General features: G+C 57.2%; 20 protein-coding genes and 3 pseudogenes. 10 read left to right on the forward strand and 13 right to left on the reverse strand.

Annotated features, from left to right (window positions below; all coding sequences use genetic code 11):
- Positions 1 to 280, reverse strand: a pseudogene (locus tag CWM52_RS16925) (transposase); the annotation flags it as partial.
- Positions 281 to 473: 193 nt separating this feature from the next.
- On the opposite strand from CWM52_RS16925, the gene CWM52_RS16930 reads away from it, so the two are divergent.
- Positions 474 to 695 (forward strand): DUF1493 family protein, encoded by a 222-nt coding sequence (locus tag CWM52_RS16930; protein WP_227521308.1) that lies wholly within the window; start codon positions 474 to 476, stop codon positions 693 to 695.
- Positions 696 to 876: 181 nt separating this feature from the next.
- Here CWM52_RS16930 and CWM52_RS16935 read toward each other — a convergent pair whose 3' ends face one another.
- The gene (locus CWM52_RS16935; RefSeq protein ID WP_100685163.1) at positions 877 to 1,350 is read right to left on the reverse strand and encodes a GNAT family N-acetyltransferase; all 474 of its coding nucleotides are present in this window, start codon (positions 1,348 to 1,350) and stop codon (positions 877 to 879) included.
- Positions 1,351 to 1,450: 100 nt separating this feature from the next.
- Positions 1,451 to 1,978, reverse strand: coding sequence for a cytochrome b561 (cybB, locus tag CWM52_RS16940; RefSeq protein WP_100685164.1), 528 nt, complete (start codon positions 1,976 to 1,978; stop codon positions 1,451 to 1,453).
- Between the two features lie 222 nt (positions 1,979 to 2,200).
- Between cybB and CWM52_RS16945 the strand changes: the two genes are divergently transcribed.
- Positions 2,201 to 2,554 (forward strand): DUF1294 domain-containing protein, encoded by a 354-nt coding sequence (locus tag CWM52_RS16945; protein WP_100685165.1) that lies wholly within the window; start codon positions 2,201 to 2,203, stop codon positions 2,552 to 2,554.
- A gap of 60 nt (positions 2,555 to 2,614) precedes the next feature.
- Here CWM52_RS16945 and CWM52_RS16950 read toward each other — a convergent pair whose 3' ends face one another.
- Entirely contained in the window at positions 2,615 to 3,304 is a 690-nt protein-coding gene (locus CWM52_RS16950; RefSeq protein ID WP_100685166.1) for a VIT1/CCC1 transporter family protein, read from the reverse strand.
- 155 nt (positions 3,305 to 3,459) lie between these two features.
- On the opposite strand from CWM52_RS16950, the gene CWM52_RS16955 reads away from it, so the two are divergent.
- On the forward strand, positions 3,460 to 4,368 hold the full coding sequence (locus CWM52_RS16955) for a cation diffusion facilitator family transporter (RefSeq protein ID WP_100685167.1): 909 nt from the start codon (positions 3,460 to 3,462) through the stop codon (positions 4,366 to 4,368).
- A gap of 495 nt (positions 4,369 to 4,863) precedes the next feature.
- Here CWM52_RS16955 and CWM52_RS16960 read toward each other — a convergent pair whose 3' ends face one another.
- The 3 genes from CWM52_RS16960 to CWM52_RS16970 all read right to left on the reverse strand — a co-directional run bounded on the left by CWM52_RS16960 (position 4,864) and on the right by CWM52_RS16970 (position 7,372).
- Entirely contained in the window at positions 4,864 to 5,670 is an 807-nt protein-coding gene (locus CWM52_RS16960; protein WP_227521309.1) for a M14 family metallocarboxypeptidase, read from the reverse strand.
- Positions 5,671 to 6,052: 382 nt separating this feature from the next.
- Positions 6,053 to 6,463 (reverse strand): DUF2000 domain-containing protein, encoded by a 411-nt coding sequence (locus CWM52_RS16965; RefSeq protein WP_100685168.1) that lies wholly within the window; start codon positions 6,461 to 6,463, stop codon positions 6,053 to 6,055.
- 54 nt (positions 6,464 to 6,517) lie between these two features.
- Positions 6,518 to 7,372: an AraC family transcriptional regulator gene (locus tag CWM52_RS16970; protein WP_100685211.1), complete on the reverse strand. Its 855-nt coding sequence runs from the start codon at positions 7,370 to 7,372 to the stop codon at positions 6,518 to 6,520.
- 301 nt (positions 7,373 to 7,673) lie between these two features.
- Here CWM52_RS16970 and CWM52_RS16975 point away from each other — a divergent pair, with 301 nt between their 5' ends.
- The gene (locus CWM52_RS16975) at positions 7,674 to 8,702 is read left to right on the forward strand and encodes an LLM class flavin-dependent oxidoreductase (RefSeq protein WP_100685169.1); all 1,029 of its coding nucleotides are present in this window, start codon (positions 7,674 to 7,676) and stop codon (positions 8,700 to 8,702) included.
- Positions 8,703 to 8,764: 62 nt separating this feature from the next.
- On the opposite strand, the gene CWM52_RS16980 is transcribed toward CWM52_RS16975, so the two are convergent.
- The gene (locus CWM52_RS16980) at positions 8,765 to 9,100 is read right to left on the reverse strand and encodes a gamma-glutamylcyclotransferase family protein (RefSeq protein ID WP_100685170.1); all 336 of its coding nucleotides are present in this window, start codon (positions 9,098 to 9,100) and stop codon (positions 8,765 to 8,767) included.
- 254 nt (positions 9,101 to 9,354) lie between these two features.
- Here CWM52_RS16980 and gap point away from each other — a divergent pair, with 254 nt between their 5' ends.
- Positions 9,355 to 10,353 (forward strand): type I glyceraldehyde-3-phosphate dehydrogenase, encoded by a 999-nt coding sequence (gene gap / locus CWM52_RS16985; RefSeq protein WP_100685171.1) that lies wholly within the window; start codon positions 9,355 to 9,357, stop codon positions 10,351 to 10,353.
- Positions 10,354 to 10,441: 88 nt separating this feature from the next.
- Here the strand turns inward: gap and CWM52_RS16990 are convergent, their stop codons facing one another.
- Positions 10,442 to 11,236, reverse strand: a complete 795-nt coding sequence (locus CWM52_RS16990; RefSeq protein WP_100685172.1) for a YdcF family protein — start codon at positions 11,234 to 11,236, stop codon at positions 10,442 to 10,444.
- A gap of 547 nt (positions 11,237 to 11,783) precedes the next feature.
- Between CWM52_RS16990 and CWM52_RS16995 the strand changes: the two genes are divergently transcribed.
- Both CWM52_RS16995 and CWM52_RS17000 read left to right on the forward strand, forming a co-directional pair.
- A complete protein-coding gene (locus CWM52_RS16995) occupies positions 11,784 to 13,058 on the forward strand; it encodes a Glu/Leu/Phe/Val family dehydrogenase (RefSeq protein WP_100685173.1) in 1,275 nt (424 codons plus the stop codon).
- Between the two features lie 326 nt (positions 13,059 to 13,384).
- The gene (locus CWM52_RS17000) at positions 13,385 to 14,044 is read left to right on the forward strand and encodes an O-methyltransferase (RefSeq protein ID WP_100685174.1); all 660 of its coding nucleotides are present in this window, start codon (positions 13,385 to 13,387) and stop codon (positions 14,042 to 14,044) included.
- A 605-nt stretch (positions 14,045 to 14,649) separates the two neighbouring features.
- Here the strand turns inward: CWM52_RS17000 and hrpA are convergent.
- Positions 14,650 to 18,552 carry an ATP-dependent RNA helicase HrpA gene (gene hrpA / locus CWM52_RS17010; protein ID WP_100685212.1) on the reverse strand — a complete coding sequence of 1,301 codons (3,903 nt, stop codon included), beginning with the start codon at positions 18,550 to 18,552 and terminating at the stop codon, positions 14,650 to 14,652.
- Positions 18,553 to 18,753: 201 nt separating this feature from the next.
- Between hrpA and azoR the strand changes: the two genes are divergently transcribed.
- Positions 18,754 to 19,359, forward strand: a complete 606-nt coding sequence (azoR, locus tag CWM52_RS17015) for an FMN-dependent NADH-azoreductase (protein ID WP_100685176.1) — start codon at positions 18,754 to 18,756, stop codon at positions 19,357 to 19,359.
- A gap of 141 nt (positions 19,360 to 19,500) precedes the next feature.
- A complete protein-coding gene (locus CWM52_RS17020) occupies positions 19,501 to 19,836 on the forward strand; it encodes a hypothetical protein (protein WP_416308812.1) in 336 nt (111 codons plus the stop codon).
- Between the two features lie 25 nt (positions 19,837 to 19,861).
- Here the strand turns inward: CWM52_RS17020 and CWM52_RS17030 are convergent.
- The 3 genes and pseudogenes from CWM52_RS17030 to CWM52_RS17040 all read right to left on the reverse strand — a co-directional run.
- Positions 19,862 to 20,149 (reverse strand): annotated as a pseudogene (locus tag CWM52_RS17030) (phenylacetic acid degradation protein PaaY); the annotation flags it as partial.
- Between the two features lie 157 nt (positions 20,150 to 20,306).
- The gene (locus tag CWM52_RS17035; RefSeq protein WP_100685213.1) at positions 20,307 to 21,197 is read right to left on the reverse strand and encodes an oxidoreductase; all 891 of its coding nucleotides are present in this window, start codon (positions 21,195 to 21,197) and stop codon (positions 20,307 to 20,309) included.
- A gap of 190 nt (positions 21,198 to 21,387) precedes the next feature.
- Positions 21,388 to 22,887, reverse strand: a complete 1,500-nt coding sequence (locus tag CWM52_RS17040; RefSeq protein WP_100685177.1) for an aldehyde dehydrogenase family protein — start codon at positions 22,885 to 22,887, stop codon at positions 21,388 to 21,390.
- Between the two features lie 231 nt (positions 22,888 to 23,118).
- Here CWM52_RS17040 and feaR point away from each other — a divergent pair.
- Positions 23,119 to 24,030, forward strand: a pseudogene (gene feaR, locus CWM52_RS17045) (transcriptional regulator FeaR).
- The last annotated feature ends 551 nt before the right edge of the window (positions 24,031 to 24,581 follow it).

Genomic DNA, 24,581 nt, shown 5'->3' on the forward strand with positions numbered 1-24,581 from the left:
CGCTTCTGGTCTGTCGTCAGTACTTTCGCCCCAGAGCCACCTGAAGTGCCTCCTTGTCCAGCATGGCTTCGGCAAGCAGCTTCTTGAGTCTTGCGTTCTCTTCCTCAAGCGACTTCAGGCGCTTAACCTCGGGCACCTCCATACCGCCATACTTCTTACGCCATGTATAAAAGGTGGCATCGGAAATGGCGTGCTTGCGGCAGAGCTCACGGGCAGAAACCCCGGCTTCAGCTTCGCGGAGGATACTGATGATCTGTTCGTCGGAAAAACGCTTCTTCATGGGGATGTCCTCATGTGGCTTATGAAGACATTACTAACATCGCGGTGTATTAATCAACGGGGAGCAGGTCATATACAGTGGACTTCGTTCTAATGGAAAGAGACTATGAAGCGGAGGTTATCGGGTACATTATGCAGCGATACCCGATAAGAATTCATTGGTTTAAACCAGGCTTTAAACAAGTTACTAAGGAATGGACTTTACAGGGCGATTTTTGGTTTTTCCTGAAGATGCTGAAGATTTTTTGTCAGACATATTCGAGCATTTCAACATTGACTATTCAACGTTTGAAAGCACAAATTACATCGAATATGAGTACCCTTTCTGGCAAAAAAAAACAGATATAAAAATCAAACCGCTCACTGTTGAGATGATTATAGAATCAGCCAATGCCGGACGCTGGTTATACGACTAATACCCCGCTTTACTGCAGTCATTGCCCGAGGCCATTTACAGCTCGGGCTTTTCCCTTCTCTACGCGCAGCAATCACGAAAATGGTCTATCGATTTTATTCGGAGAGGGACGATATTTTATTAAGCAAAGTGGCAAACTGAAACATCACTTTAAACCGTAGCACAGCGGCGAGCCGTTGCTATCAGTCGAGCTGAAGCACCATCTCCACACAGCGTAACTCCGCCTTCGCCAGCGTTGACGGCAGCAGCTTTTCGCGCACGGCGACAAAACCGTGGCGCAGATAAAAACCGGCCGCATTCGGCGTCGCTTCCAGCGTCAGACGACGGAAATTCCGCCGCCGCGCGTCGGCGATAATGGCCGTCAAAATCATGCCGGCGCAACCTTTTCCGCCCCATTCCGGCAACGTAAAGATGGCTTCCACACTGGCCGCGCGGAGATCAAGATAGCCGGTTGCCACCGGCTGCCCGCCCTCTTCTTCAACGACATAAAAGGGGTTATCGCACACCGCATGGAGATACCCTTCCGGCATCGTATCCGGCGTCCAGGCCTCCAGAACCGCGGCTGCGTAACTCTCGCGACAGCCGTTGCGGATGGCCTGATTGCGGATTATCCATAGCGCAGGCGCCTCATCCGGCGTAGCAAGTCTGACTTTCATATTGTTCCCCTTTTCCTCAGTCCGTATCAGTTCTACCACAGCCTGCGGCGAAAGGAATAAAAAAAACCCGCTCGGAAGCGGGTCAATTGGTCGGGCGTGATTAGCGCTTACGCGGCATCATCCGCAGCAGCGTATTATCTTTCCACAGATAGTGGTGCAGCAGTGCGGCCAGCGCGTGCGCGCCGATAATAAAGTAACCGGTGTTCGCCAGCAGGCTATGCACGCCCTTCAGTGTATCCACCAGCTCAAACTGACTTTGCGCCGCAAAGGGCATGGTCAGGCCGAAGGCGAACCACGGATTGCCGCGGTAATACATCATCACCATGCCGACAATCGGCTGGGCGATAAACAGCAGATAGATAATCAGATGGCCCAGGTGAGCAAAACCGGTCATCATCGGTGACGGTTTTGGCACAATCGGCGGCGCCGGGTATTTCAGCCGGACCAGCAGGCGCGCGATCATCAACACGAGGATAGCTACCCCGCAGGAAACGTGAATCATATTAATGACCGGACGGTCACTGCGGGGGAAAAAGCCCCTCAGCTCCATGGTGGCATAGGCGCCGACCACCAATAAAAAGACCAGCCAGTGGATACCTGTCTGCAGGCCAGTGTATTTATCGCGCATGGTAAACCCTTAACAAAACTGTGATGCCGACAACATAACGACCTTTTATTAAAAATTCATTAACTTTTACGTACTTATAAGAAACAATTGTCGATAAACATATATTCCCAGAAGAAACAATGAAGTCACCTCTTCTCCGCGCCGCTATCGCCGGGGTGTTTTCCGCCCGCCGGTTGCGTATAATTCGCCCTCAACATTCACCGAACGCGGCTGGCTAATGGTATGAATCTCAATCGCTTCTGTTATTTACTCCTGGTCTGCGCGGCTACCGGTAGCCTGTTCGCTCCGCACCCTTACGTCACATGGTTCCTGCTGGTCAGCGTACTGACGCTGGTGATTTACGGCATTGATAAAATGGCGGCGCGCAAGGCCTGGCGTCGGGTGCCGGAATCGACCTTGCTGATATTCGGGTTGGTCGGCGGATGGCCTGGCGCGATAGCCGGTCAACAGATCTTCCGCCATAAAACGCAAAAGCAGCCGTTTAAAACCTACTTCATCATCAGTGTGATATTGAGTCTCCTGGCGACGCTGGCGCTCTGTCAGTTCGCCCCATTCTCTCCTTTTAACGCCTCGTGAACGCCAGCGTCTCACCGGGAGATAAAGCGCGTGTCGGGATAGACGGCGTAGAGGACGCGCTCAGGCCATCACCTGTCCGGCGAGAGAACCGGCCCCCATTGATATAGCCATGGCCATTGCGCTCCAGAAAGTGATTCTTATTATTGCCTTTATCGCAGAGGCATTACCCGCAACGGAGGAGATATAGCCAAGAATAACCAGCGAAAAAAGCGTGGAGAGAATAACCAACGGCAAAACCAGACCTGCAGGCACTAACCATGCGATGATGACCGGTAGCAGCGCGCCGGCGGAAAAGCTGAACGCTGAAAACATCGCGGCCTGCAGCGGCTGCGCAGAATTTGTCTCCGTCAGCCCCAGTTCCTCCCGGGCATGGGCATCCAGCGCATCCTTCGCCATCAGTTGTTCCGCGACCTGGCGTGCCAGGGCCGGTTCCAGTCCTCGCTGTCTGTACAGCGAAGTCAGCTCCTGCACCTCTTCCTCATAATTTGCCGCAAGCTCTCTTTTTTCCTGACTGAGCGCCGCATGTTCGCTATCCGCCTGCGATGAGACGGAAACATATTCGCCGGTTGCCATCGACATCGCGCCCGCAACCAGTCCGGCCACGCCGGCCAGTAAGATCCCCGACGACGATGTGCCCGCCGCGGCGACCCCGAGCACCAGACTGGCAGTCGAGACGATACCATCATTCGCCCCCAGCACTGCCGCTCTCAGCCAGCCTACTTTTCCGATACTGTGTCGTTCCAGATGCATGTTGTTTTCCTTTTACTCAGGAAATGAGTCATTCCGGCATCGCCGATATATAAAAATCGCCTCATCCGCAATTTATTCTTTCATCATTAACCTTACATTAAGATTGCGCCAGTATAATCCCGTACCTGAGATTATTTATTTAAGCGGACTGTTTTATGCGGAATGATAATGGGTATCATGAACGTTCAAAAGTAGCGCAAAAAAGCACATTAATCAGTGCGCTGGTTAATATTATTTTGTCGCTCATGCAAATTCTTAGCGGTATATTTTCCGGCTCTCAAGGTTTAATTGCTGATGGTATTCATTCTCTTTCTGATTTAGTGGCAGATTTTGTGGTGCTGCTGGCCAATAAAAAGAGCCGTAAACCCTCGGACAGTGACCACCATTACGGTCACTGGCGGTATGAGAACGGTGCTTCAATGATTCTCGGCATGATGCTGATGGCCGTGGGCGCCGGTATGCTGTGGTCGGCTGGCGGGAAATTACTCCACCCTGAGTCACTCTCTGAGGTGCATGTTACCGCTCTGTGGGTCGCGCTGACCGCGCTCGCTATCAAGGAAACGCTGTTCCGCTATATGCGCAGGGTGGCCATTCGTCTCCAGTCCTCCCTGCTGATGGCCAATGCATGGCATGCCCGCTCTGATGCCGCTTCATCGGTGGTTGTCGCTATCGGTATTACCGGGACACTGGCCGGGTATCCCTGGTTTGATCCGGCGGCGGCTTTGGTGGTCGGGTTACTGATCCTGCGCATGGGCTACTCATTCGCTGCCGACGCCATGCATGACCTGATGGACCGCGCGGCGGATACCGATAAGGAACATGAAATCAAAGCGCTTCTGCTGTCTACGCCGGGGGTCGCCGGGCTTCACGATCTGAAAACGCGTAAAGTGGGAGATCTCATCCTTGTCGATGTGCACCTGGAGGTGCCGGAACACCTCTCGGTCAGGGATGGTCACGACATAGCGGTAGCGGCACGGGAGCGGGTTTTACACCAGCACGGGGTACTGAATGTGATGGTGCACATTGATCCCTTTCCAGTCGCAAAGTTATATCACGGGGCGTAGTACGCAGACGCGCTCAGGTCTGCTCCCCGCACAGGGTTTCCGAAGACGTGCAGAGCAGGCTCCTGTCCGATTGCGAGGGTATCTGAATCAGCATGACGGAAATCCCCCCAGAGCCGTTACCTTACCGCTCAGGAGTCTGGCCATCACTTTTGCTCACATGGGATTTTATGGCGCGACCCGGGCAATAAAAGTATTAACTGGCACAATAAAGATAAACTGAATAACAGCCGTCATAAATACAGAAATATGAATACCCGAAATCATAATTCATTATCTGTTTATTACCCTTAATAATTGGCTTAAACAGTCGCCATTTGGCCCCGTTGATATCGTCAAAAGCCAGCGTTTGATTTCATAGCAACTGGCAAACGCTGATTATTATCATGACGATTTTATTGTGGTGATGGCAACAGGTCATTTGCGCCAGGCCCCTGCGATAAAGACCAATCAGAAGACCCGCTGGCAGACCGGGCGATATCCGCCCGCTCGGATAAATCACGGCGATAATGCAAATTCGATGGCCCGACGGACGGTGACAACCTGCGCCCGGGTACACTCCTGCGGGGACGTTTTCGCGCTATCGGGATAGACTTCGGTGGTGGTGGTAAACGGCGCGCCGGTCATGGTCGAGCACAGATGCCAGGCGCTATTGTCATACTCTACGATGCCATGACCGATGACCGGATAACCGAGCACGGTCTCACCGGGGAGCGACGGGGCAATGTGCGTCACCTGCGCAACGGCGCAAATCAATGCGCTCTGGAAATCCCGTCTTGAATTGCGCTCGTCGCTGACCAGGTAGAAGCCATCGGGAATATTCTCCGGTGTATACGCCACGCCGTCTCTGGCCGCTCGCGCGGGGCTGAACTCGCTCTCGTCCGTATCGGTCGTTTCATGCAAATCCACATGCACGGCAAACCGCCCTTTCAGCGGGGAAATGAGTCTCATCAATGCCCGTGACTCCTCCGCGGCGCCCTCCGGGAAAAATTGTCGGTTAGGGTCGACGGCATCGTAGTTCCAGCGGGAAATACGCTCATAAGCCCAGGGGCTGACGCAGGGAACAACCAGTAAATTGATTTTTCCCGCATACTCATTCTGATACTCAGTTAAAAACGTCAGGGCGCCCATCACGCCGCTGGTTTCATACCCGTGGACGCCGCCCGTAACCAGCGCCACCGGCAGAGTCTCGTCCCAGTTTGTTGATTTTACCGCCCTCAACGGATAAACATCATCGGCGTAATGCAGTTCGCCATACTGAATGATGTCGTAGCGGTGCTTCAGGCCATCTAGCACCTCTGACACATCGCTCTGATAGCTCCTGGAGCGGGTCTGATTCTGCCGCCACTGTTGTATTTCGTCTGCTGTCCAGGGTTGCCCCGGGGTACCGATTGGATAAAACTGATTCAGGGTCATATGTCGCTCAGAGAACAAGAGTATCGGGTGCGGGAAAAGAGATGCAGCGTACCACCGGGAACCGCCGATGCAAACAGACAGGGCCATCTGGCCGTTGGCTAATTGCTCAATCTCAGAATTAAAGCCCATATCGCCGCACGGGCACCAGCGACTGCGGGCCGCTCAACACCAGATTCCCGGCGCAGCAGACTGAATACGGGGGCGGCCGCGGTTCCTGCCGCCCAGGCGGCAGCGACCCGGGCAATCCGTCCCCGTTGCAACAGCGGACAAACTAACCGTGGAGCGACAAGCCTTTGATCACTTTATCGACCATTTTTTTTGGGCCACGGATCCCGATACCGACCAGATCCAGATTCTCCGCATCGGCGGCCATAAACACCTCACGATTGGCCTCATCATGTCCGGTGGCAAACATGGCGTGAATGTAGGGGATTATCGTGACTTCCCGCTCCAGCGCTTTGCGATGCGCGACCTGTAATTTTTCCCGTCCGCCCTCAAAGATCAGCATCGGCTGGCCGGACATGTTGCCATACTGCCGGCCCAGCGCATCGATATAGGGCTGGCCGAGGATCTCGGGAGCCGCGGAGGCAATCCCCGTCGCCAGAAATGCCACCACATTCAGTCGCTGCCATGTCGCTAAATCATCGCGCACGATATAGGCAATCTTCGTGTCAAACGTCATCAAAATACTCCTGTCTGTTCAGCGAAAAATTTATCTTCGCGCAAGCACAGGGCGTCAGTATAGAACGTTTGAGCAGCGGCTCTGAAAGGCAAGCGGAGACATCCGGTAAGCGCGTCGGAACCAGCGACCTAAATGGCTTTGATCGGCAAAACCGGTCTCTGACGCAACCTGCGACACCGGGAGTCCCCCGGCCAGCAGCCGTCGCGCGGTACGCAGGCGCAACCTGACCAGATACGCATGAGGCGTCTGCCCGAAGGCCGCCTTAAATTGCCGGCTCAGGCGGAAGCGGTCGATACCGCTGATCTCCGCCAGCTCATCGAGACCGGTATTCCAGGCAAGATGGTCGTGCAGATAATCGCGGACCCGGTTCATCCTGACCAGGGAGTCAGTCATCGCCGTTGCCGGCTTCATGGTAATGTGCGGCGTCAGGTGCGCCACCAGACTATCCAGGCTCTCATCGCACGCCAGCCGCCCCTCCCCCTGATGAATGGCGGCAAAGGCCTGCGAGATGGCCATGATCAATGGGCGATCGTCGGTCAGCGTATGGCGAAAGGCGGCTTCCAGTAGAGAGATATCGCCCATGCCGCGCTTATCCAGACTGTCGGCCATCCAGCGCTGCGGGATGTAGAGCATGGCATAGGTGAATCCGCCGGGCTGCGGGGCATGGCCATCATGCACCACCCCTGGCTCAATAAGGATCGCTTTCCCCGGCGAGCTGGTATGCACCGCGCGGTGGCAACTGAACCGCTGTGCCCCCTGCAAAGTGACCCCCAGCAGCAGTTCCTCGTGGTCATGGCTGTCGTAGGCATGGCCTTTAAAGTGCGCGTTAACGCTTTCAATACCTGTTACGGCATCCCGGCGAAAGTCGACCCAATCGCCGGATGTCGCCGGCTCCGTTTTTCCTGACATAAGCACACTCTGGCAGCGTTGGCGGGACCATAAGCTTAACAGGGAACTGAGCGGCGAATTAGCCTGAAATGCGCCGCACATTACCGGGAAGCCTCGACGCACCGCCCTGCCAGTCTCTGCCGGGTAGAGCGTCCGGCGCTTCGTTCAATCAATTTATTTGATGCATTATGTTAAACAAACGTTATTTATTCTCCGCGGGGAATACGTAAAGTAGTGACTATCCTCAACGGGAACCGGTGGCCTTCAACAAGCCCGGCGCCCGTCTGCTAAATATTTCCCTGAAAACCAGGATAACGACGTCATGAAAAAGATTGGATTTTTGTCATTTGGTCACTGGACGCCATCGCCGCAGTCCGCCACCCGCTCGGCCGCTGACGCGTTGCTGCAATCCATCGATCTGGCGGTGGCCGCGGAAGAGCTGGGCGCTGACGGCGCCTGGTTCAGAGTGCACCACTTTGCCCGCCAGCTCAGCTCGCCTTTTCCTCTGCTGGCGGCGATCGGCGCCAGAACCCGGCATATTGAGATAGGCACCGGCGTTATCGATATGCGTTATGAAAACCCGCTGTACATGGCCGAAGATGCCGGCGCGGCGGATTTGATCTCCGGCGGACGCCTGCAGCTGGGCGTCAGCCGGGGCTCCCCGGAGCAGGTGATCGATGGCTGGCGCTATTTCGGTTACGTCCCTGGCGAAGGGGAAAATGAATCCGATATGGCGCGTCGGCATACTGAGGTCCTGCTGGACGTCCTGCGCGGCGAAGGCTTTGCCAAACCCAATCCGCAGCCGATGTTCCCCAACCCGCCGGGTCTGCTGCGCCCGGAACCCCATTCCGCAGGACTGCGCGAGCGCATCTGGTGGGGAGCCGGTTCGAATGCCACGGCGGAGTGGGCCGCCAGACTGGGTATGAACCTGCAAAGCTCGACCCTGAAAGACGATGAAACCGGCGAGCCGTTCCATATCCAACAGGCGAAACAGATCCGCGCCTATCGCGACGCCTGGGCGCAGGCCGGGCATACGCACACGCCGCGCGTCTCGGTCAGCCGCAGCATTTTTGCCCTGATGGACGATCGGGACCGGCGCTATTTTGGCTCCAGCCATGACGACAGCGATAAAGTTGGTTTTCTCGACGAGAAGACCCGCGCCATTTTCGGTCGCAGCTATGCCGCCGAGCCGGACAAGCTGATCGCCCAGTTGCAGCAGGATGAAGCGATTGCCGAGGCGGATACGCTGCTGCTGACCGTGCCGAATCAGCTCGGCGTCGACTACAACGTGCACGTCATCGAGTCCATACTGCGACATGTTGCGCCGGCGATGGGCTGGCGCGACAAGTAAGCCATCTCAACGCCCCGCCCGTTAACAACCTGCGGGGCGTCCCCCTGCGCCGCCGGGATGGCTTACGAACAGGTCGGCGGCTGAAGCTGATAGATCCACGCGATCACGCGCTGCTCTTCAGCCGTCGTCACCTCGACCGCCACGCGGTCGTAGCCCTCCTCAAACTCATCCAGCATCGGCCAGTGCGCGGCAAGTTTATCCGATATAAAGAGATAACCGTCGACCCGGGGACCGTCGGTATCGAGAACGATTCCCGGGAAGTCGGCAGCGGCTCCCCAGCCGCGCGCATAAAACGTGCCGTGCACCCAACCCGGCAACCACTCGCCGCCGATGTTTTCCAGAATGGGGGCATTTTCATGCCCCGGACGCAGCGTACCGTAGACAAATAAGCGTTCCATGATTCCTCGTCGCAAAGTCACTCATGCCCGACGGGCAGTGAAGAGGTTCAAAATACGAGGGAACGCGGCGCTTAGCAAGACGCGGCAACATGGATAGTCCGCCCTCCCGCATTGATTAATTTTTCTACAGCGCTTTTCAAGCGCTTAGCGGACAGACAGGCTTTCCGGGTTGCCGATTCACCATCAGTAGAGTATGCCTGGCGTGTCTTGTCTTATACCTACAACCTCACTCACCATCCTACCGGAGGCTTCACATGAGCAAACTTGGGATTAATGGCTTTGGTCGTATCGGACGCCTGGTATTACGCCGTTTACTGGAAGTGAACAGCCCGCTTGAAGTGGTGGCGATCAACGATCTGACCTCGCCGAAGGTGCTGGCCTATCTGTTAAAACATGATTCAAACTACGGGCCGTTCCCGTGGAGCGTTGATTTTACGGAAGATGCGCTCATCGTGAACGGTAAAAAAATTACCGTCTATGCCGAGAAAGAGGCCCGGCATATTCCGTGGACAGCGGTGGGCGCAGAACTGATTGTCGAGTGCACCGGCTTCTACACATCAACCGCGAAGGCGCAGGCTCACCTCGATGCCGGGGCGAAAAAAGTCCTGATTTCCGCCCCGGCCGGCGACATGAAGACCATCGTCTATAACGTCAACGACGATACCCTGACCGCCGATGACACCATCATTTCCGTCGCCTCCTGTACCACCAACTGCCTGGCGCCGATGGCCAAAGTGCTCAACGACGCCTTCGGCATTAAGCTCGGCACCATGACCACTATTCATGCCTATACCGGCACGCAGTCGCTGGTCGACGGCCCGCGGGGGAAAGATTTACGCGCCTCGCGCGCGGCGGCGGAAAACATCATCCCGCATACCACCGGGGCGGCGAAAGCTATCGGACTGGTTATTCCTGCGCTCAGCGGCAAGCTGAAGGGCCACGCCCAGCGCGTGCCGACCAAAACCGGCTCAGTCACTGAACTGGTCTCCATCCTGGAGAAAAAAGTCACCGCCGATGAGGTTAATCAGGCGATGAAGCAAGCGGCGGAGAACAACGAATCCTTCGGCTATACCGAAGAAGAGATCGTCTCTTCCGATATTATCGGCAGCCACTTCGGCTCGATTTACGATGCCACCCAGCTTGAAGTCGCCGAAGCTGGCGACCTGCAGCTGGTCAAAACCGTGGCCTGGTACGATAACGAGTACGGTTTTGTCACCCAGCTCATCCGCGTGCTGGATAAATTTGCCCGCTAGCCAGCGCGGCGGTGAAACCAGGCGGGTAGCCCGGCTATCCGCTTTTTTGTCGGCCAACATCCGGCGCTGATGTGTAAACGAACGCCCCTCAGCCAGGCGCCCGGGCATTCAGCGCGTCGCTCAGCAGGCTGTCTTCACTCAGTCGTTGTCCAGCGTCAAGGATCTGCGCGGGGATATCCACATGGACGATAAAATCTTTTCCGCGCGGGCCGTATCCCTGAGGCGCATCCAGCAGTCGCGGCAGCTCGCCAAGAATCAGCGACAGATAGCGCCCGACCGGCCACAGTCCGGCAGAATCACCGCAAAAAGCCAGCCCGTTTGCCGTATTGCCCAGCAGCGGCGCGCAGCCCGGCATACTGTACCACTGCGGCATGGCCGCCTCGCCCTGCCAGACGCGGGCAAACGTCGCCATGGTCCGCCGCTGCATCGTCGGATCCTGGAGCACGACGCCAGCGCGAGGAGTCAATCCCGTCGCCGCCAGCCTCTCGCGGGTAAAGCGCGCGTTCTCGCCGCAGTTGGTGGAGCGGTCCTCGACCACAATCTTGTCGCGGGGGATATGCCAGAAACGGTGGGCGATATCGGCGAGGACATGCGCCTCCGGACGTCCGTCGACCGGCACTGACCGATAGCGCGGATCGTTACGTACCGCGTCGTAGAGAAAGACGGTGGAGTGACCGACCCCGCCGCTAATCAGCAGCGGTACCCCGACGTCAGCCGCCAGTCGACAGGCGGCGTCGATGGTCGGGATCACCGCATTGCCCGCCAGCACCACAATATCCACCGCCGACGCCTGGACGGTAAAGTCATCCAGCGCCAGCCACTGGCCCAGGCGGTTGGCCGCCGCCAGCGTGGCCTCCGGCAGGGATGGGAAATGCTCAGTCATACTTGCTCCTTTCACGCCATCGCATCCATCAAGGACGTCCGGCATAGCATAAACCGCCGCCCGCAGCGCCGGGTCATCAACGGTAACAGGTCAGTAAACGACCCTACCATAGCTAAAACGATCGGCTTGCGCCTGATTTCTTCGCCGTAAAGAAAGCCTTTTTATATTTATGGGTATTTGTTAACTCAAGGTTAATATCTTGTGCGCTTCACTCTTCCGCGCATGGCCCTGTCACGTAACAAAGTCAATACCAGCATTATCATTTTATTAACTTTTTGAAGGCCATCAAGATAATGATAAATATGAAAAATTTATTTTATCATTCACTATATAGCATAAATATGCATATAAATGCACAACATGAGCGCATTTTTTGCTGCGTAGTTATGCACTCAAAAAAACCAAATTTCTAACAAAAATTTAAAATTCGCAATGGCCGTCAAATACCGGTTTATAAAATTGGTGATAACATTCATTGCACAGAGTTTACTGCTGTACCTCTTCCACGGTTTCACACGCCATAAATAACATTAAGAACAGGACTCTTATGGAAAAGTTATCTTACGCATCTGAAAGTCATACATCTCCATGGACAACCTACCTGCGCCAGATCGACCGCGTCGCGCCTTATCTGGGCGATCTCGCCTACTGGGTGGAAACCCTGCGTCACCCCAAACGCGCGCTGATTGTCGACATTCCGGTGCAGATGGATGATGGCACTATCCGTCACTTTGAAGGTTATCGCGTTCAGCACAATCTATCGCGCGGACCGGGTAAAGGTGGTGTTCGCTACCATCCGGACGTTGACCTGAACGAAGTGATGGCACTTTCTGCCTGGATGACCATCAAGTGCGCCGCGGTCAATATTCCTTACGGCGGGGCTAAAGGCGGCGTGCGCGTCGACCCGTTCAGCCTGTCAGAGGGCGAACTGGAACGTCTGACCCGCCGCTATACCAGCGAAATCGGTCTGATCATCGGGCCGCAGAAAGATATCCCGGCCCCGGACGTCGGCACCAACGGTAAAGTGATGGCGTGGATGATGGATACTTACTCCATGAACCATGGCACCACCATTACCGGCGTGGTAACCGGCAAGCCGATTCACCTCGGCGGTTCGCTGGGACGTGAAAAAGCGACCGGTCGCGGCGTCTTTATTACCGGCCGTGAAGTCGCCGGTCGTTGTGGCGTTGAAATTGAGGGCGCGAAAGTGGCGCTGCAAGGTTTCGGTAACGTTGGTAGTGAAGCCGCACGTCTGTTCGCCGAAGCGGGCGCGCGTATCGTGGCGATTCAGGACCACACCGCCACCCTGTATAACGAAGGGGGCATTGATATGGCTGCCCTGACCGCATGGCAGACTGAGAAGAAGCAAATTGCCGGTTTCCCGGGTGCCCATGAAATTGATAAAGAGGCCTTCTGGACCACCCGGATGGACATTCTGATCCCCGCCGCGCTGGAAGGCCAGATCACGCGCGAGCGCGCGGAAAAACTGACCTGTAAACTGGTGCTGGAAGGGGCGAACGGCCCGACCTATCCGGAAGCGGATGATGTCCTTGCCGAACGCGGCGTCGTCGTGGTTCCGGACGTTGTCTGCAACGCCGGCGGCGTGACCGTCAGCTACTTCGAATGGGTCCAGGACATGGCGAGCTTCTTCTGGAGCGAGGAGGAGATTAACGCCAAAATGGATCGCATCATGACGGACGCTATCATCCACGTCTGCGAGAAGGCCGCTGACAAAGCGTGCTCACTGCGTACCGCAGCCTATATCGTCGCCTGTGAACGCATCCTGATGGCGCGTAAAGATCGCGGTATCTATCCGGGTTAAGATGCAGCGACCACCGCCCGGGCGATGGCCCGGGCTTTTTTTTGGTTCACGCTTAAGCGCGATGAACCTTTTTTTTGCCCGTGCGCCCGGGCATTCCACTGGCCGTCCCCTGCCCGATAATCCGCTACGCTTATGGAGCCAGGGCGACAGCATTCTTGCGTCGATCCTCAACCGCCAATGCCTGGGTGGATATCTCGACTCCCGGCGCCACGCAAATGAGCGTCGTGCAGGTGAAAAACAATCTGCAGCAGGCGCAGATGGATTGATACCGGTTGCAGGGAGACGGCTGGTCTGACTCATCAGGGATGTAACGCGGGAAATCGCTGATGCAACAAAAATGGTCTGCCGTTGACAGTTATCTGGTTGATGCTTTAATTCCCCACGATCCGCTGCTCGCACAGGTGCTGGCGAACAATCAGCTCGCCGGGCTACCCGCTCACGACGTCGCCGCCAACCAGGGGCAGTTTCTGGCGCTGCTGGTGCGCATGGTGCGGGCGCAACGGGTGCTGGAAATCGGCACGCTCGGTGCATATAGCTCCATCTGGATGGCCCGTGAGCTGCCGGAAGATGGCGAGCTGCTGACCCTGGAAGCCGATGCGCATCATGCCGCGGTGGCGAGGGAAAATCTGCGCCTGGCGGGCGTCGACGATCGGGTCACACTGCGGGAAGGCCCCGCGCTGCAATCACTGGAAGCTCTCGGCGATCGCCCCGCTTTCGACCTCATTTTCATCGACGCCGATAAGCCGAATAACCCGAACTACCTGCGTTGGGCTTTACACTATTCACATCCAGGTACCTTGATTGTTGGCGATAACGTGGTGCGCGACGGCGAAGTGGCTAATCCGCTTAGTCCGGACGATCGCGTGCAGGGCGTAAGAGAGTTTATCAAGATGATGGGCAGCGATCCGCGCCTGACGGTGACGGCGCTGCAAACGGTAGGCAGCAAAGGCTGGGATGGTTTTACCCTGGCGTGGGTGAATGCATAGACGACAGAGGATCCCCCGGGAAAACCGCAGGACGGATAAGGCAACGCCGCCATTCGGCTATCTGCGCAGGACTGCCCGATGGCGCTACACTTATCGGGCCTACAAATATCGTGCAGGCCGTTCACGACCGGGAAGTCCTTTCACGACCGGGGGAGCCCCGGGAAACCCCGTAGGCCGGATAAGGCAACGCCACCATCCGGCTATCTGCACGGGCCTGCCCGATGGCGCTGCGCTTATCGGGCCTACAAACGTCGTGCAGGCCGTTCACGACCGGGAAGTCCTTTCACGACCGGGGGAGCCCCGGGAAACCCCGTAGGCCGGATAAGGCAACGCCGCCATCCGGCTATCCGCGCGGGACTGCCCGATGGCGCTGCGCTTATCGGGCCTACAAATATCGTGCAGGCCGTTCACAACCGGGGGAGCCTCGGGAAACCCACAGGCCGGATCAGGCAACGCCGCCATTCGGCTATCTGCGCAGGACTGCCAGATGGCGCTGCGCTTATCGGGCCTACAATATCGAGCAGGCCGTTCTCAACCGGGGAGTCCGTTCACGACCGGGGGAATCCCGGGAAACCCACAGGCCGGATAAGGCAACACCGCCGGGATCAGGGGACTATCTGCTCCATCGCCTGCAGTACCCGCTTGTCGGAGATGGGATACGGCGTTCCGAGCTGCTGGGCGAAGAAGCTGACGCGTAGCTCCTCAATCATCCAGCGAATCTCCTGCACATCCGCATCCCCACGACGTCCCGGCGGCAGCTTATTCAGCCACTGCTGCCAGGCCTGCTGGATGCTCTCCACTTTCAGCATCTGCGCCCGGTCGCGGTGCGGATCGATAGCCATTTTCTCCAGCCGTTTTTCAATCGCCTGCAGATAGCGCAGAGTATCCCCCAGCCGACGGAAGCCGTTGCCGGTGACGAAACCGCGATAGACCAGCCCGCCCATCTGCGCTTTGATATCCGACAGCCCCAGCGCCATGCTCATGTCGACGCGCCCTTTCAGCCGCTTATTGATGTTGAACACCGCGGTCAGAATCTGTTCGACCTGTTTGGCTATCTCCACCACCGTTTCGTTCAGTTCGGCGCGCACTTTTTCATGCAGCGCGGAAAACGCCTCTTCGCTCCATACCGGGCCGCCTGCTTCATCAATCAGCTTATCGACGCCGCAGGAGATACAGTCATCAATCAGATCCAGCACTTTGCCGTAAGGGTTAAAATAGAGCCCCAGCTTGGCTTTATTCGGCAACTTCTCGTGCAGATACTTAATCGGCGACGGGATATTCAGCAGCAGCAAACGGCGCAGCCCCTGCCACATCGCCTGCTGCTGCTCCAGCGGATTATCAAACAGCTTAATCGCCACGCTGTCGCGTTCATCCACCAGCGCCGGCCAGGCTTTCACCTGATAGTTGCCGCGTTTTTGCTCGTAGCTCTCCGGCAGCTGACCAAAACTCCAGATATGCAGCCCGCTCTGCTCGATGCCATCGTCGGCAACCGCAGAAAGCGTCTCCTGCACTTTACCCTTCAACGCCTCTTTGAGATCCGCTAGCGAGCGCCCTTCCGCCAGCTTTTTGTTCTTGTCATCCACCACCCGGAAGGTGATTTTCAGATGATCGGGCACCTGTTCCCACTGCCAGGCCTCGCGGTCAATGGTCACGCCGCTCATTCGCCGCAGCTCGCGCTCCAGCGAATCCAGCAGCGGCAGCGCCAGCGGCGTCGCGCGGCCTAAAAATGCCTCGGCGTAGTTCGGTGCCGGTACAAAGTTACGCCGTACCGGTTTCGGCAGCGATTTAATCAGCGCGATAACCAGCTCGCGGCGCAGTCCGGGGATCTGCCACTCAAACCCGGCCTCTTCCACCTGGTTGAGCAACGGCAGCGGAATATGTACCGTCACCCCGTCCGCATCGGCGCCCGGTTCAAACTGATAGGTCAACCGCAGCTTCAGGTTGCCCTGATGCCAGAAGTTCGGATAGTCGAGCTTACTGACCTGCTCCGCCCCCTCTTTGATCAACATACTCTTTTCGAAGTTGAGCAGATCCGGCGTTTCGCGGCTGGCCGCTTTCCACCACTTATCGAAGTGGCGCGCGGAGATCACATCGTGGCTGATGCGCTGGTCGTAGAACTCAAACAGCGTTTCGTCATCGACGAGAATGTCGCGGCGGCGCGATTTGTGCTCCAGCTCTTCGATTTCCGTACGCAGCCTGAGGTTGTCGCGCAAGAAGGCATGACGCGTCTGCCAGTCCCCTTCCACCAGCGCGTGGCGGATAAACAGCTCACGGCACAGCGCCGGGTCTATCTGGCTATAGTTCACTCTACGCGCGGCGACGATCGGCAGACCGTAGACGGTCACTTTTTCCGTCGCCATTACCGCCCCCTGCGCCCGCTCCCAGTGCGGTTCGCTGTAGGAGCGTTTAAGCAGATGCTGCGCCACCGGCTCGATCCATTCCGGATCGATGCGCGCGGCAATCCGTCCCCACAGGCGGCTGGTCTCCACCAGTTCGGCGACCATCGTCCACTTCGGCGGCTTCTTGAACAAACCGGAACCCGGGAAGATAGAGAAACGCGCATTGCGCGCGCCGGTAAACTCCTGCTTATCGTTATCTTTCATCCCGATGTGCGACAGCAGACCGGTCAGCAGCGCGGTATGAATTTCGCGATACTCCGCCGGTTCGCTGTTAATCGGCAGCCCCAGCTCTTTCACTACCTGGCGCAGCTGGGTATAGATATCCTGCCACTCGCGCACTCGCAGATAGTTGAGAAAATCGGTGCGGCACTGGCGACGGAACTGGTTCGAGGAGAGCGCCTTTTGCTGCTCGCCGAGGTAGTTCCACAGGTTAACAAACGCGAGGAAGTCGGACTCTTTATCATGGAAGCGGCGATGCTTCTCATCGGAGGCCTGCTGCTTGTCCATCGGGCGTTCACGCGGGTCCTGAATCGACAGCGCCGAGGTGATGATCATCGCTTCACGCACGCAGCCATGCTGTTGCGCTTCCAGTACCATCCGCGCCAGGCGTGGGTCCACCGGCAGCTGGCTGAGCTGACGGCCCATCGGTGTCAGCTTATAGGCGGTCTGCTGCTCGTCGGTGGTAATCGCCCCCAGCTCTTCCAGCAGACGCACGCCGTCCTGGATATTGCGCTTATCCGGCGCCTCAACGAACGGGAAAGCGGCGATATCGCCCAGCCCGAGGGCGGTCATTTGCAGAATAACCGACGCCAGGTTGGTACGCAGAATTTCCGGGTCGGTAAATTCCGGGCGCGAGAGGAAATCGTCTTCCGAATAGAGACGAATACAGATCCCTTCGGAAACACGACCGCAACGCCCTTTACGCTGGTTAGCGGAGGCCTGCGACACCGGTTCAATCGGCAGCCGCTGCACTTTGGTACGGTAGCTGTAGCGGCTGATGCGCGCGGTACCGGGGTCGATAACATACTTAATGCCCGGCACGGTCAACGAGGTTTCGGCGACGTTGGTCGCCAGCACGATCCGCCGCCCGCTGTGGGACTGGAAGACGCGGTTCTGCTCGCTGTTCGATAAGCGCGCATACAGCGGCAGCACTTCGGTATGGCGCAAATTAAGCTTATTGAGCGCATCGGCGGTATCGCGGATTTCCCGCTCGCCGCTCATAAAGATCAGAATGTCGCCGGGGCTTTCACGCCCCAGTTCATCAACGGCGTCGAAAATTGCCTGCAGCTGATCGCGTTCGCTGTCGTCGGCCTCTTCAACGATTGGCCGATAGCGCACTTCCACCGGATAAGTCCGACCGGACACCTCGATAATCGGCGCATTGTTAAAGTGGCGCGAAAAGCGTTCCGGGTCGATGGTCGCCGAGGTAATAATAATTTTCAGGTCCGGGCGACGCGGCAGCAGTTCTCGTAAATAGCCGAGCAGGAAGTCGATGTTCAGGCTACGTTCGTGCGCTTCATCGATGATGATGGTGTCGTACTGCATCAACAGCCGGTCCTGCTGGATTTCCGCCAGCAGAATACCGTCGGTCATCAGCTTGACCATGGTGTTGTCGCTAACGTGGTCGCTAAAACGGACCTTATAGCCGATGCAGCCGCCCGGCTCGCTTTGCAGCTCTTCGGCAATGCGGTTGGCGACAGTGCGCGCCGCCAGTCGACGCGGCTGCGTGTGGCCAATCAGCCCTTTCACCCCGCGCCCCAGCTCCATGCAGATTTTCGGCAGCTGGGTGGTTTTACCGGAGCCGGTCTCCCCCGCCACAATCACCACCTGATGGTCGCGAACCGCCTGCAAAATCTCATCTTTTTTCTGGCTAACCGGCAAATTTTCCGGGTAGGTAATCGTCGGGCGCGATGCTTCACGCAGCAGGACTCTCCCTGCGGCTTGTTCGATCTCTTGCGCCATCTCCTGAAGAATGGCCTGCTGGGATTCAGGATTTTTAACCTTCTTCACGCCATGCAGGCGACGGGAGAAGCGTAACTTGTCGCGCAGCATCAGGCCATCAAGCTGTTGGAATAGCAGAGAGAAGGTGAACTTTTGTTGTTCTGTCATAGCGTTATCGGGCAGCGCACTGCCGGGAAAAATCTCTTTTGATGTATTGCTGTATATTACCACATCTGCGAATCGCATGCCTTGTTCAAAAAAATTGAATACAGAGTTCGATTTATTGCGCTTTCTCTGTGGCATGATTGTGAATAAAGTGTCGACAAGCACCAGGGCATCGACCCGTCAACCTCATATAAGGAAACACCCATGAGCAAAGTATTAGTACTGAAATCCAGTATTCTGGCAGGGTACTCACAATCTGGTCAGCTGTCCGACTATTTTGTTGAACAATGGCGTGAGCAGCACGCTGATGATGTGATCACCGTGCGTGACCTGGCAGCCAATCCGATTCCGGTACTGGATGGTGAACTGGTTGGCGCGCTGCGTCCGAGCGACACGCCGCTGACTCCGCGCCAGCAGGAAGCGCTGACGCTGTCTGACGAGCTGATCGCCGAGCTGCAAGCGAATGATGTGATTGTCATTGCGGCGCCGATGTATAACTTCAACATCCCGACCCAGTTGAAAAACTACTTCGACCTGGTGGCTCGCGCCGGTGTAACCTTCCGCTACACCGAAAAAGGACCGGAAGGTCTGGTGACCGGTAAACGTGCGGTCGTACTGACCAGCCGTGGCGGTATCCATAAAGATACCCCAACCGACCTGGTCACGCCGTACCTGTCTACCTTCCTCGGCTTCATCGGTATCACCGATGTGAACTTTGTCTTCGCAGAAGGCATTGCTTACGGCCCGGAAGTCGCAGCCAAAGCACAGTCCGATGCCAAAGCGGCCATCGACAGCGTGGTTGCCGCGTAATATAGATTGCCACTCCCACCGCCCGGTGGGAGTGTCTTCTCCCCGTCACCCACCTTACGCGACGCCTCGTAAAATCAGCCGCCCAATCTGCCTGTCAATCCTCCAACATATACGATAGCGCTCACGGCTTGAGGCCTACTCATGTGCTGTGCGATTGGATTTATCGAAACGCCGCTGGTTACCCGGCAGATAAAACCGCTTGCTACTGACGATGAGCTTCGGGCGCTGCAGAAAGAACGCATTGGCAATCCGGATGCCGGGGATATCATCCAGAATACGGGGGCTACGGAAAATCAGGATGGCGACAGGTGCTCAGGGGAAAAGCGGCAGCGCGAGGGTGATTTATTTCCTCGCAACCGCAGAGAACCAGCGTGGGTACCATTAAAAGCCCGACGTAACCCAACGGGACATGCGGCAAAAGTGCTGGCGGCGATTCAGGCCAACCCGGCACTCTTTCGCGAGATGGCTAAATATTAGGCCCTCAATGCCGGAGGGCTCTGATTCAGGATGATGATTTCGGCCGCAGGTTTTCATCAAACTCCAGCCGTTTCCTCTGCGGCTCCACCTGACGCAGCGTCTGCTGGCAGCGTTCAACCAGCACCTGATACTCCCGCGTCCCCTGCTTTTTCCATGCGATCTCCTGCTCGCTCAGGGTGCGGATCGCTTTTGCCGGGCTGCCGACAATCAGATGATTGGTGGGCATCTCGGCTTTCGCCTTCACAAACGCCGATGCGCCGACAATGCTGTTTTCGCCGATGGTCGCACCGTCGATCATCTCCGCGCCCAAGCCTCGCGGAATGCCGCCTGCTATCCGGCGGCTGAAAGCACCACTGTCTCCGGGAGCCGGGTACGGTGGCAATACGCGCTGGTCACCGGGATAAGATTGGTCAGGTTAATCGGGACCTGCGCATTTTGAAGCGCCAGATCCTCGCCGCCGCGTTCCCCCGTCAGCCGGGTCCGTCGCTGGCGGCCGCCAGCAGCGGTACGATAAGATCGCTCAGCGGCGTCGCAATGCCGTGCAGGCGCCCGCGGCGCTGTACCACGCCGTTACGAATCGCCCATTCCAGCGGCCGCCCGCTTTCGCGGTCAATCAGAATCGAGGTACTGAGATCGGGCGGCGCACGATGGAATCCTTCGACAATTTCCTGCGGCACGCTGTCGCTCAGCCTGGCGCCTTCCGCGCGCGCGACGAGCAGGCATTCGCGTAAATAGGCCAGCGCGATGTCGGTGATATCGTCACGGGCGAACATACCGGCCCGGCGGCCCGTCAGCACCATCAGGCCAGCCACCGCATTTTGCAACAGCTTACGCCAGGCGACGGTGGTGAAGTCATCGGCCAGCTCCACCGCGCAGCGGGTGCCTTGCAGCGTTTGCTGTACCAGCCGGGCCTGCGGCAGATCCGGCAAGGTCAGCCGGGGCGTCGCTCGCAGCCAGACGGAGGCATCGGGTTCGCGCTGCGCCGGAAACCACACCACCGCGGGCAACACCGTCGCTCCCGCGACGTGATCGGCAAACTGCGCCTGCTGTTCGACGCCGTTTTGCAACACGCACACCACCGTTTTTTCATCGCACAACGCGGTCAGCCACGGGGCAATATCGGGGTTCTGGGTCGCTTTGACCGCAACGAAAACCAGCGAAAACGGCCGCACAATGGCCGTGGGGTCGGTCAGTACCGGACCGGGGACCGTAATCTCTCCGCCATCGAATTTAAGCAACAGCTGCGCATGAGATGTTCGTCCGCACACCACCGGCGTGCGCCCCACCTCATGTAGCGCTGCGGCTATCGTGGTGCCAATCGCGCCGGGGCCAAGAAGGGCAACGGCAGGCTCCTTCGACATCATATCCGCCTCCTGATGATAAGCTCCGCCACCATGGCGGGAAGGCATTAACAGTAGCGATAAATGTGCTGATTCAGCAACCCCTGTTCGCGGATAACGACGGGCACGCTGTACAGAACAGAGCACAAAGAGAAGTGGAGAGCGCCCGACGCCGCGGTTCATTGCCGGGCGTCAGGCGCTGGGGTGGGAATTAATAACGCACGCAGACCGATTTCGTTTCGCACCAGTCGTCGAGCCAGTCGGGGCCAAAGTCGCGCCCGGTTCCGGACTGCTTCATACCGCCAAACGGCAGGTTGGCATCGATAAGCGTATGGCTGTTGACCCACACCGTCCCGGCCTGCAGGCGTTCGGTGTAGCTCAGCGCCTGCGTCAAATCGCCGGTCCAGACGCTGGCGGTCAGACCGAAATCACTGTCGTTAGCAAGGCGCAGCGCCTCTTCGCCATCGGCGACGCACACCAGATTGACCACCGGCCCAAAGACCTCTTCCCGGTTCAGGCGCAGCCCGGCGTCCGGGTTAATGACCAGCGTTGGCGCAATGTAATAGCCCTGCGGATTCGGACCGAGCTGGCCGGAAATCAGCTCCGCATTTTGCTTACGCGCCTCATCGAGATAAGCCGCCACTTTCTCGCAGTGCCCTTTCGAGACCACCGGGTTAATCTGGGTCGTTTCCAGCATCCCCGGTCCCACCTGTAGCGATTTCACCGCCTGTTCAAAACCGCTCACCAGCTTATCGAACAGCGGGGCTTCAATATAGATACGCGAGCTGGCGGCGCAGACCTGGCCCTGATTGAGGAAGCTGCCGGTCATCAGCCCTTCGATTACCCACTCCGGGTTGGCATCTTTCAGCACAATTGCCGGGTTTTTCCCTCCCAGCTCCAGCGTCACGCGGGTCAGACGGTCGGCGGCCACTCTGGCGATATGCTTACCGGTCGCGGTGGAGCCGGTGAAGCTGACTTTCGCCACCTGCGGATGGGAGGTTAGCGCCGAACCGCATCCGGCGCCGCTGCCGGTCACAACGTTAAATACCCCGTCCGGGATCCCCGCCTCGCTGGCCAGTTCGGCAACGCGCAGTAGCGTCAGCGGCGTGGTCTCCGACGGCTTAATGACAATAGAGCACCCTGCCGCCAGCGCCGGCATCACTTTCCACATGCCGATCATCAGCGGGAAGTTCCACGGCACGATACCGGCGACAACGCCCACCGGCTCTTTTCGGGTCCATGCCTGATAGCGCGCTCCCGGCGGGAACGGAATCGACACATCGAGCGTGCGCCCGCTGATTTTGGTCGTCAGCCCGGCGGTATAACGCATCCAGTTCAGCGTACAGCCCACTTCAAATGCGCGAGAAATCTGGATGGATTTCCCCTGCTCCAGGGTTTCCAGCTGCGCCAGCTCTTCGCCATGCTGTTCGACCAGATCGGCAAAACGCAGCAGGATGCGCTCACGCTCAGCCGGCGTGCGCCCCGCCCAGCTGCGGGCGACAAAGGCGCGCCAGGCCGACATCACCGCGCGATCGACATCGGCCGCGTTAGCATCCGCCGTGCTGGCGATGGCCTGCCCGGTTGCCGGGTTCCAGACGGTCAGGCGCTGTTCGCTCTGCGACGCCTGCTGGTGACCGTCGATATATAAACCATGCTGTCTGTCTAAAAACTGTTGAACGCTGGCAAGCAGCGCTACCTGTGCTGTGGACATATCGCCTCCCTATTGCTCACGGATCGTGAATTCAGTCTACGACGCGGCTGACGATCGCGCTTTTTTCTCTGTGACATTCGTTTGTGCCGCTGTGACAGCCGCCGCAATTCAACATATTGCGGCGGCAGAAATGTGCCTCAGGTAATAGTTCTTTCATATACCCGGCGCCTCGCTCTTGCCTGCCGCCGTTAAAATGCAACAATACAAAAACATTATGTTTACATGAGACGGATTATGGCGACGGCGGAGTACGGACAGGACTACCAGCGTTGGTTGGCAAAAATCAATCAGGTCTGCGGCCATTTTGCCGCTCGTCCGCTGAAAGGTCGCTTTCACGGGGAGATTGACGCCAGCTATGCGGGCACTCTCAAAGTCAGCACCGTCACCGCCAGCAGCGTCAATCTGTTCCGCACCCGCAACGAAATTAAACGCAGCAATGACGACTGGTTTTATACCGTCTTCCAGCTCTCCGGCCAGGCGGCCATTGAGCAGGACGATCGCCAGGTGGTCCTTGACGCCGGCGACATCACCCTGATTGATGCATCGCGCCCCTGATCTCTTTTCTGGCAGCAGACCTCGCGCCAGGCCTCCCTGCTGCTCCCTCGTCAGTTGCTTGAACAACAGCTGCGCGGCAGTGAGATAAGCATCGCCACGCGGCTGGAAAAATCGCTGCCGATGGTCCAGCTCAGCCAACGGCTGTTGCAGGAGAGTATGTGCAGCCCGGGGCTGTCGGAAAGTGAGAGTGCCGCGGCGCTGGAGGCCAGCGTCTGTCTGCTGCGACCGATGCTGCATCATCACGACGCCCAACCGTCGCGCAGGGAGAAGCAGTTTCAGAAGATTATGGATTTAATTGATGAGTCGATACAGGCGGAACATCTGCGCCCGGAATGGCTGGCCAGCGAGACCGGGATGTCGGTTCGCAGCCTGTACCGGCTGTTTGCCGATAAGGGTCTGGTGGTCGTACAATATATTAAGAACCGGCGTCTCGATCTCTGCGCGCAGGCGCTGCACAATGCCCGCGATGACGAAAAGCTGGCAGGAATTGGCTATAGCTGGGGATTCAGCGACCACAGCCACTTCTCTACCGCCTTCAAACAGCGTTTTGGCGTGTCGCCTGGGGAATATCGCAAGCGCTGCCGCTGACATTTATACGGCAATGGACCGGAAACCCGCCATAGCCTGCCCCTCGCGGTGACCGTCGCTCAATTAGCTCAAGCCGCTTTATCCGCTGCTGGCCCCGCCTCTGGCGTTTCCGAGGCCTCACCCCACGTATTCCCCCTGTTCCCGCATGGCCGGGCTCTTGCCCTAAAAAACAAAAGTGTATAAAAAATATAAAATGGAATTTTAATTTCATTAACAAGCGCATGGGTTTAAAAGCGTGACTCGAATCAAAAATTTAACTTTTAATTCAATAGCTTATTTTTGAAAAATCCGCAAAAGCCACCGACAATTATCATTGTAAATCAATCATATACAATCACATCTTTTTACCTCTAAAGGCAAAATTCGGCGCCTTACGAATCAAGATAAATGAAATAAAATTTCCAGTTTGTGATCTGTTTGTGATTTTATTTCATTATCAACTGTCATAGTAGCCTTCGATAAACGCAATCTGTCCACTCTCGGCGGTACGCAAACCCGCAAGCACGGAGGAGACCATGAAGGAAACAGAACGAAGATTTATCACCCCGGAC

This window comes from Raoultella sp. T31 (assembly GCF_002806725.1).
Taxonomy (GTDB): Bacteria; Pseudomonadota; Gammaproteobacteria; order Enterobacterales; family Enterobacteriaceae; genus Klebsiella; species Klebsiella electrica.

Coding starts and splice junctions, on each gene's coding strand:
- hrpA (WP_100685212.1), bottom strand. CDS start 18,552: ATGACAGAACAACAAAAGTTCACCTTCTCTCTGCTATTCCAACAGCTT.
- CWM52_RS17040 (WP_100685177.1), bottom strand. CDS start 22,887: ATGTCCACAGCACAGGTAGCGCTGCTTGCCAGCGTTCAACAGTTTTTA.
- CWM52_RS16930 (WP_227521308.1), top strand. CDS start 474: ATGGACTTTACAGGGCGATTTTTGGTTTTTCCTGAAGATGCTGAAGAT.
- CWM52_RS16975 (WP_100685169.1), top strand. CDS start 7,674: ATGAAAAAGATTGGATTTTTGTCATTTGGTCACTGGACGCCATCGCCG.
- CWM52_RS16945 (WP_100685165.1), top strand. CDS start 2,201: ATGAATCTCAATCGCTTCTGTTATTTACTCCTGGTCTGCGCGGCTACC.
- gap (WP_100685171.1), top strand. CDS start 9,355: ATGAGCAAACTTGGGATTAATGGCTTTGGTCGTATCGGACGCCTGGTA.
- cybB (WP_100685164.1), bottom strand. CDS start 1,978: ATGCGCGATAAATACACTGGCCTGCAGACAGGTATCCACTGGCTGGTC.
- CWM52_RS17035 (WP_100685213.1), bottom strand. CDS start 21,197: ATGTCGAAGGAGCCTGCCGTTGCCCTTCTTGGCCCCGGCGCGATTGGC.
- CWM52_RS16950 (WP_100685166.1), bottom strand. CDS start 3,304: ATGCATCTGGAACGACACAGTATCGGAAAAGTAGGCTGGCTGAGAGCG.
- CWM52_RS17000 (WP_100685174.1), top strand. CDS start 13,385: ATGCAACAAAAATGGTCTGCCGTTGACAGTTATCTGGTTGATGCTTTA.
- CWM52_RS17020 (WP_416308812.1), top strand. CDS start 19,501: ATGTGCTGTGCGATTGGATTTATCGAAACGCCGCTGGTTACCCGGCAG.
- CWM52_RS16990 (WP_100685172.1), bottom strand. CDS start 11,236: ATGACTGAGCATTTCCCATCCCTGCCGGAGGCCACGCTGGCGGCGGCC.
- CWM52_RS16995 (WP_100685173.1), top strand. CDS start 11,784: ATGGAAAAGTTATCTTACGCATCTGAAAGTCATACATCTCCATGGACA.
- CWM52_RS16965 (WP_100685168.1), bottom strand. CDS start 6,463: ATGACGTTTGACACGAAGATTGCCTATATCGTGCGCGATGATTTAGCG.
- CWM52_RS16955 (WP_100685167.1), top strand. CDS start 3,460: ATGCGGAATGATAATGGGTATCATGAACGTTCAAAAGTAGCGCAAAAA.
- azoR (WP_100685176.1), top strand. CDS start 18,754: ATGAGCAAAGTATTAGTACTGAAATCCAGTATTCTGGCAGGGTACTCA.
- CWM52_RS16980 (WP_100685170.1), bottom strand. CDS start 9,100: ATGGAACGCTTATTTGTCTACGGTACGCTGCGTCCGGGGCATGAAAAT.
- CWM52_RS16970 (WP_100685211.1), bottom strand. CDS start 7,372: ATGTCAGGAAAAACGGAGCCGGCGACATCCGGCGATTGGGTCGACTTT.
- CWM52_RS16935 (WP_100685163.1), bottom strand. CDS start 1,350: ATGAAAGTCAGACTTGCTACGCCGGATGAGGCGCCTGCGCTATGGATA.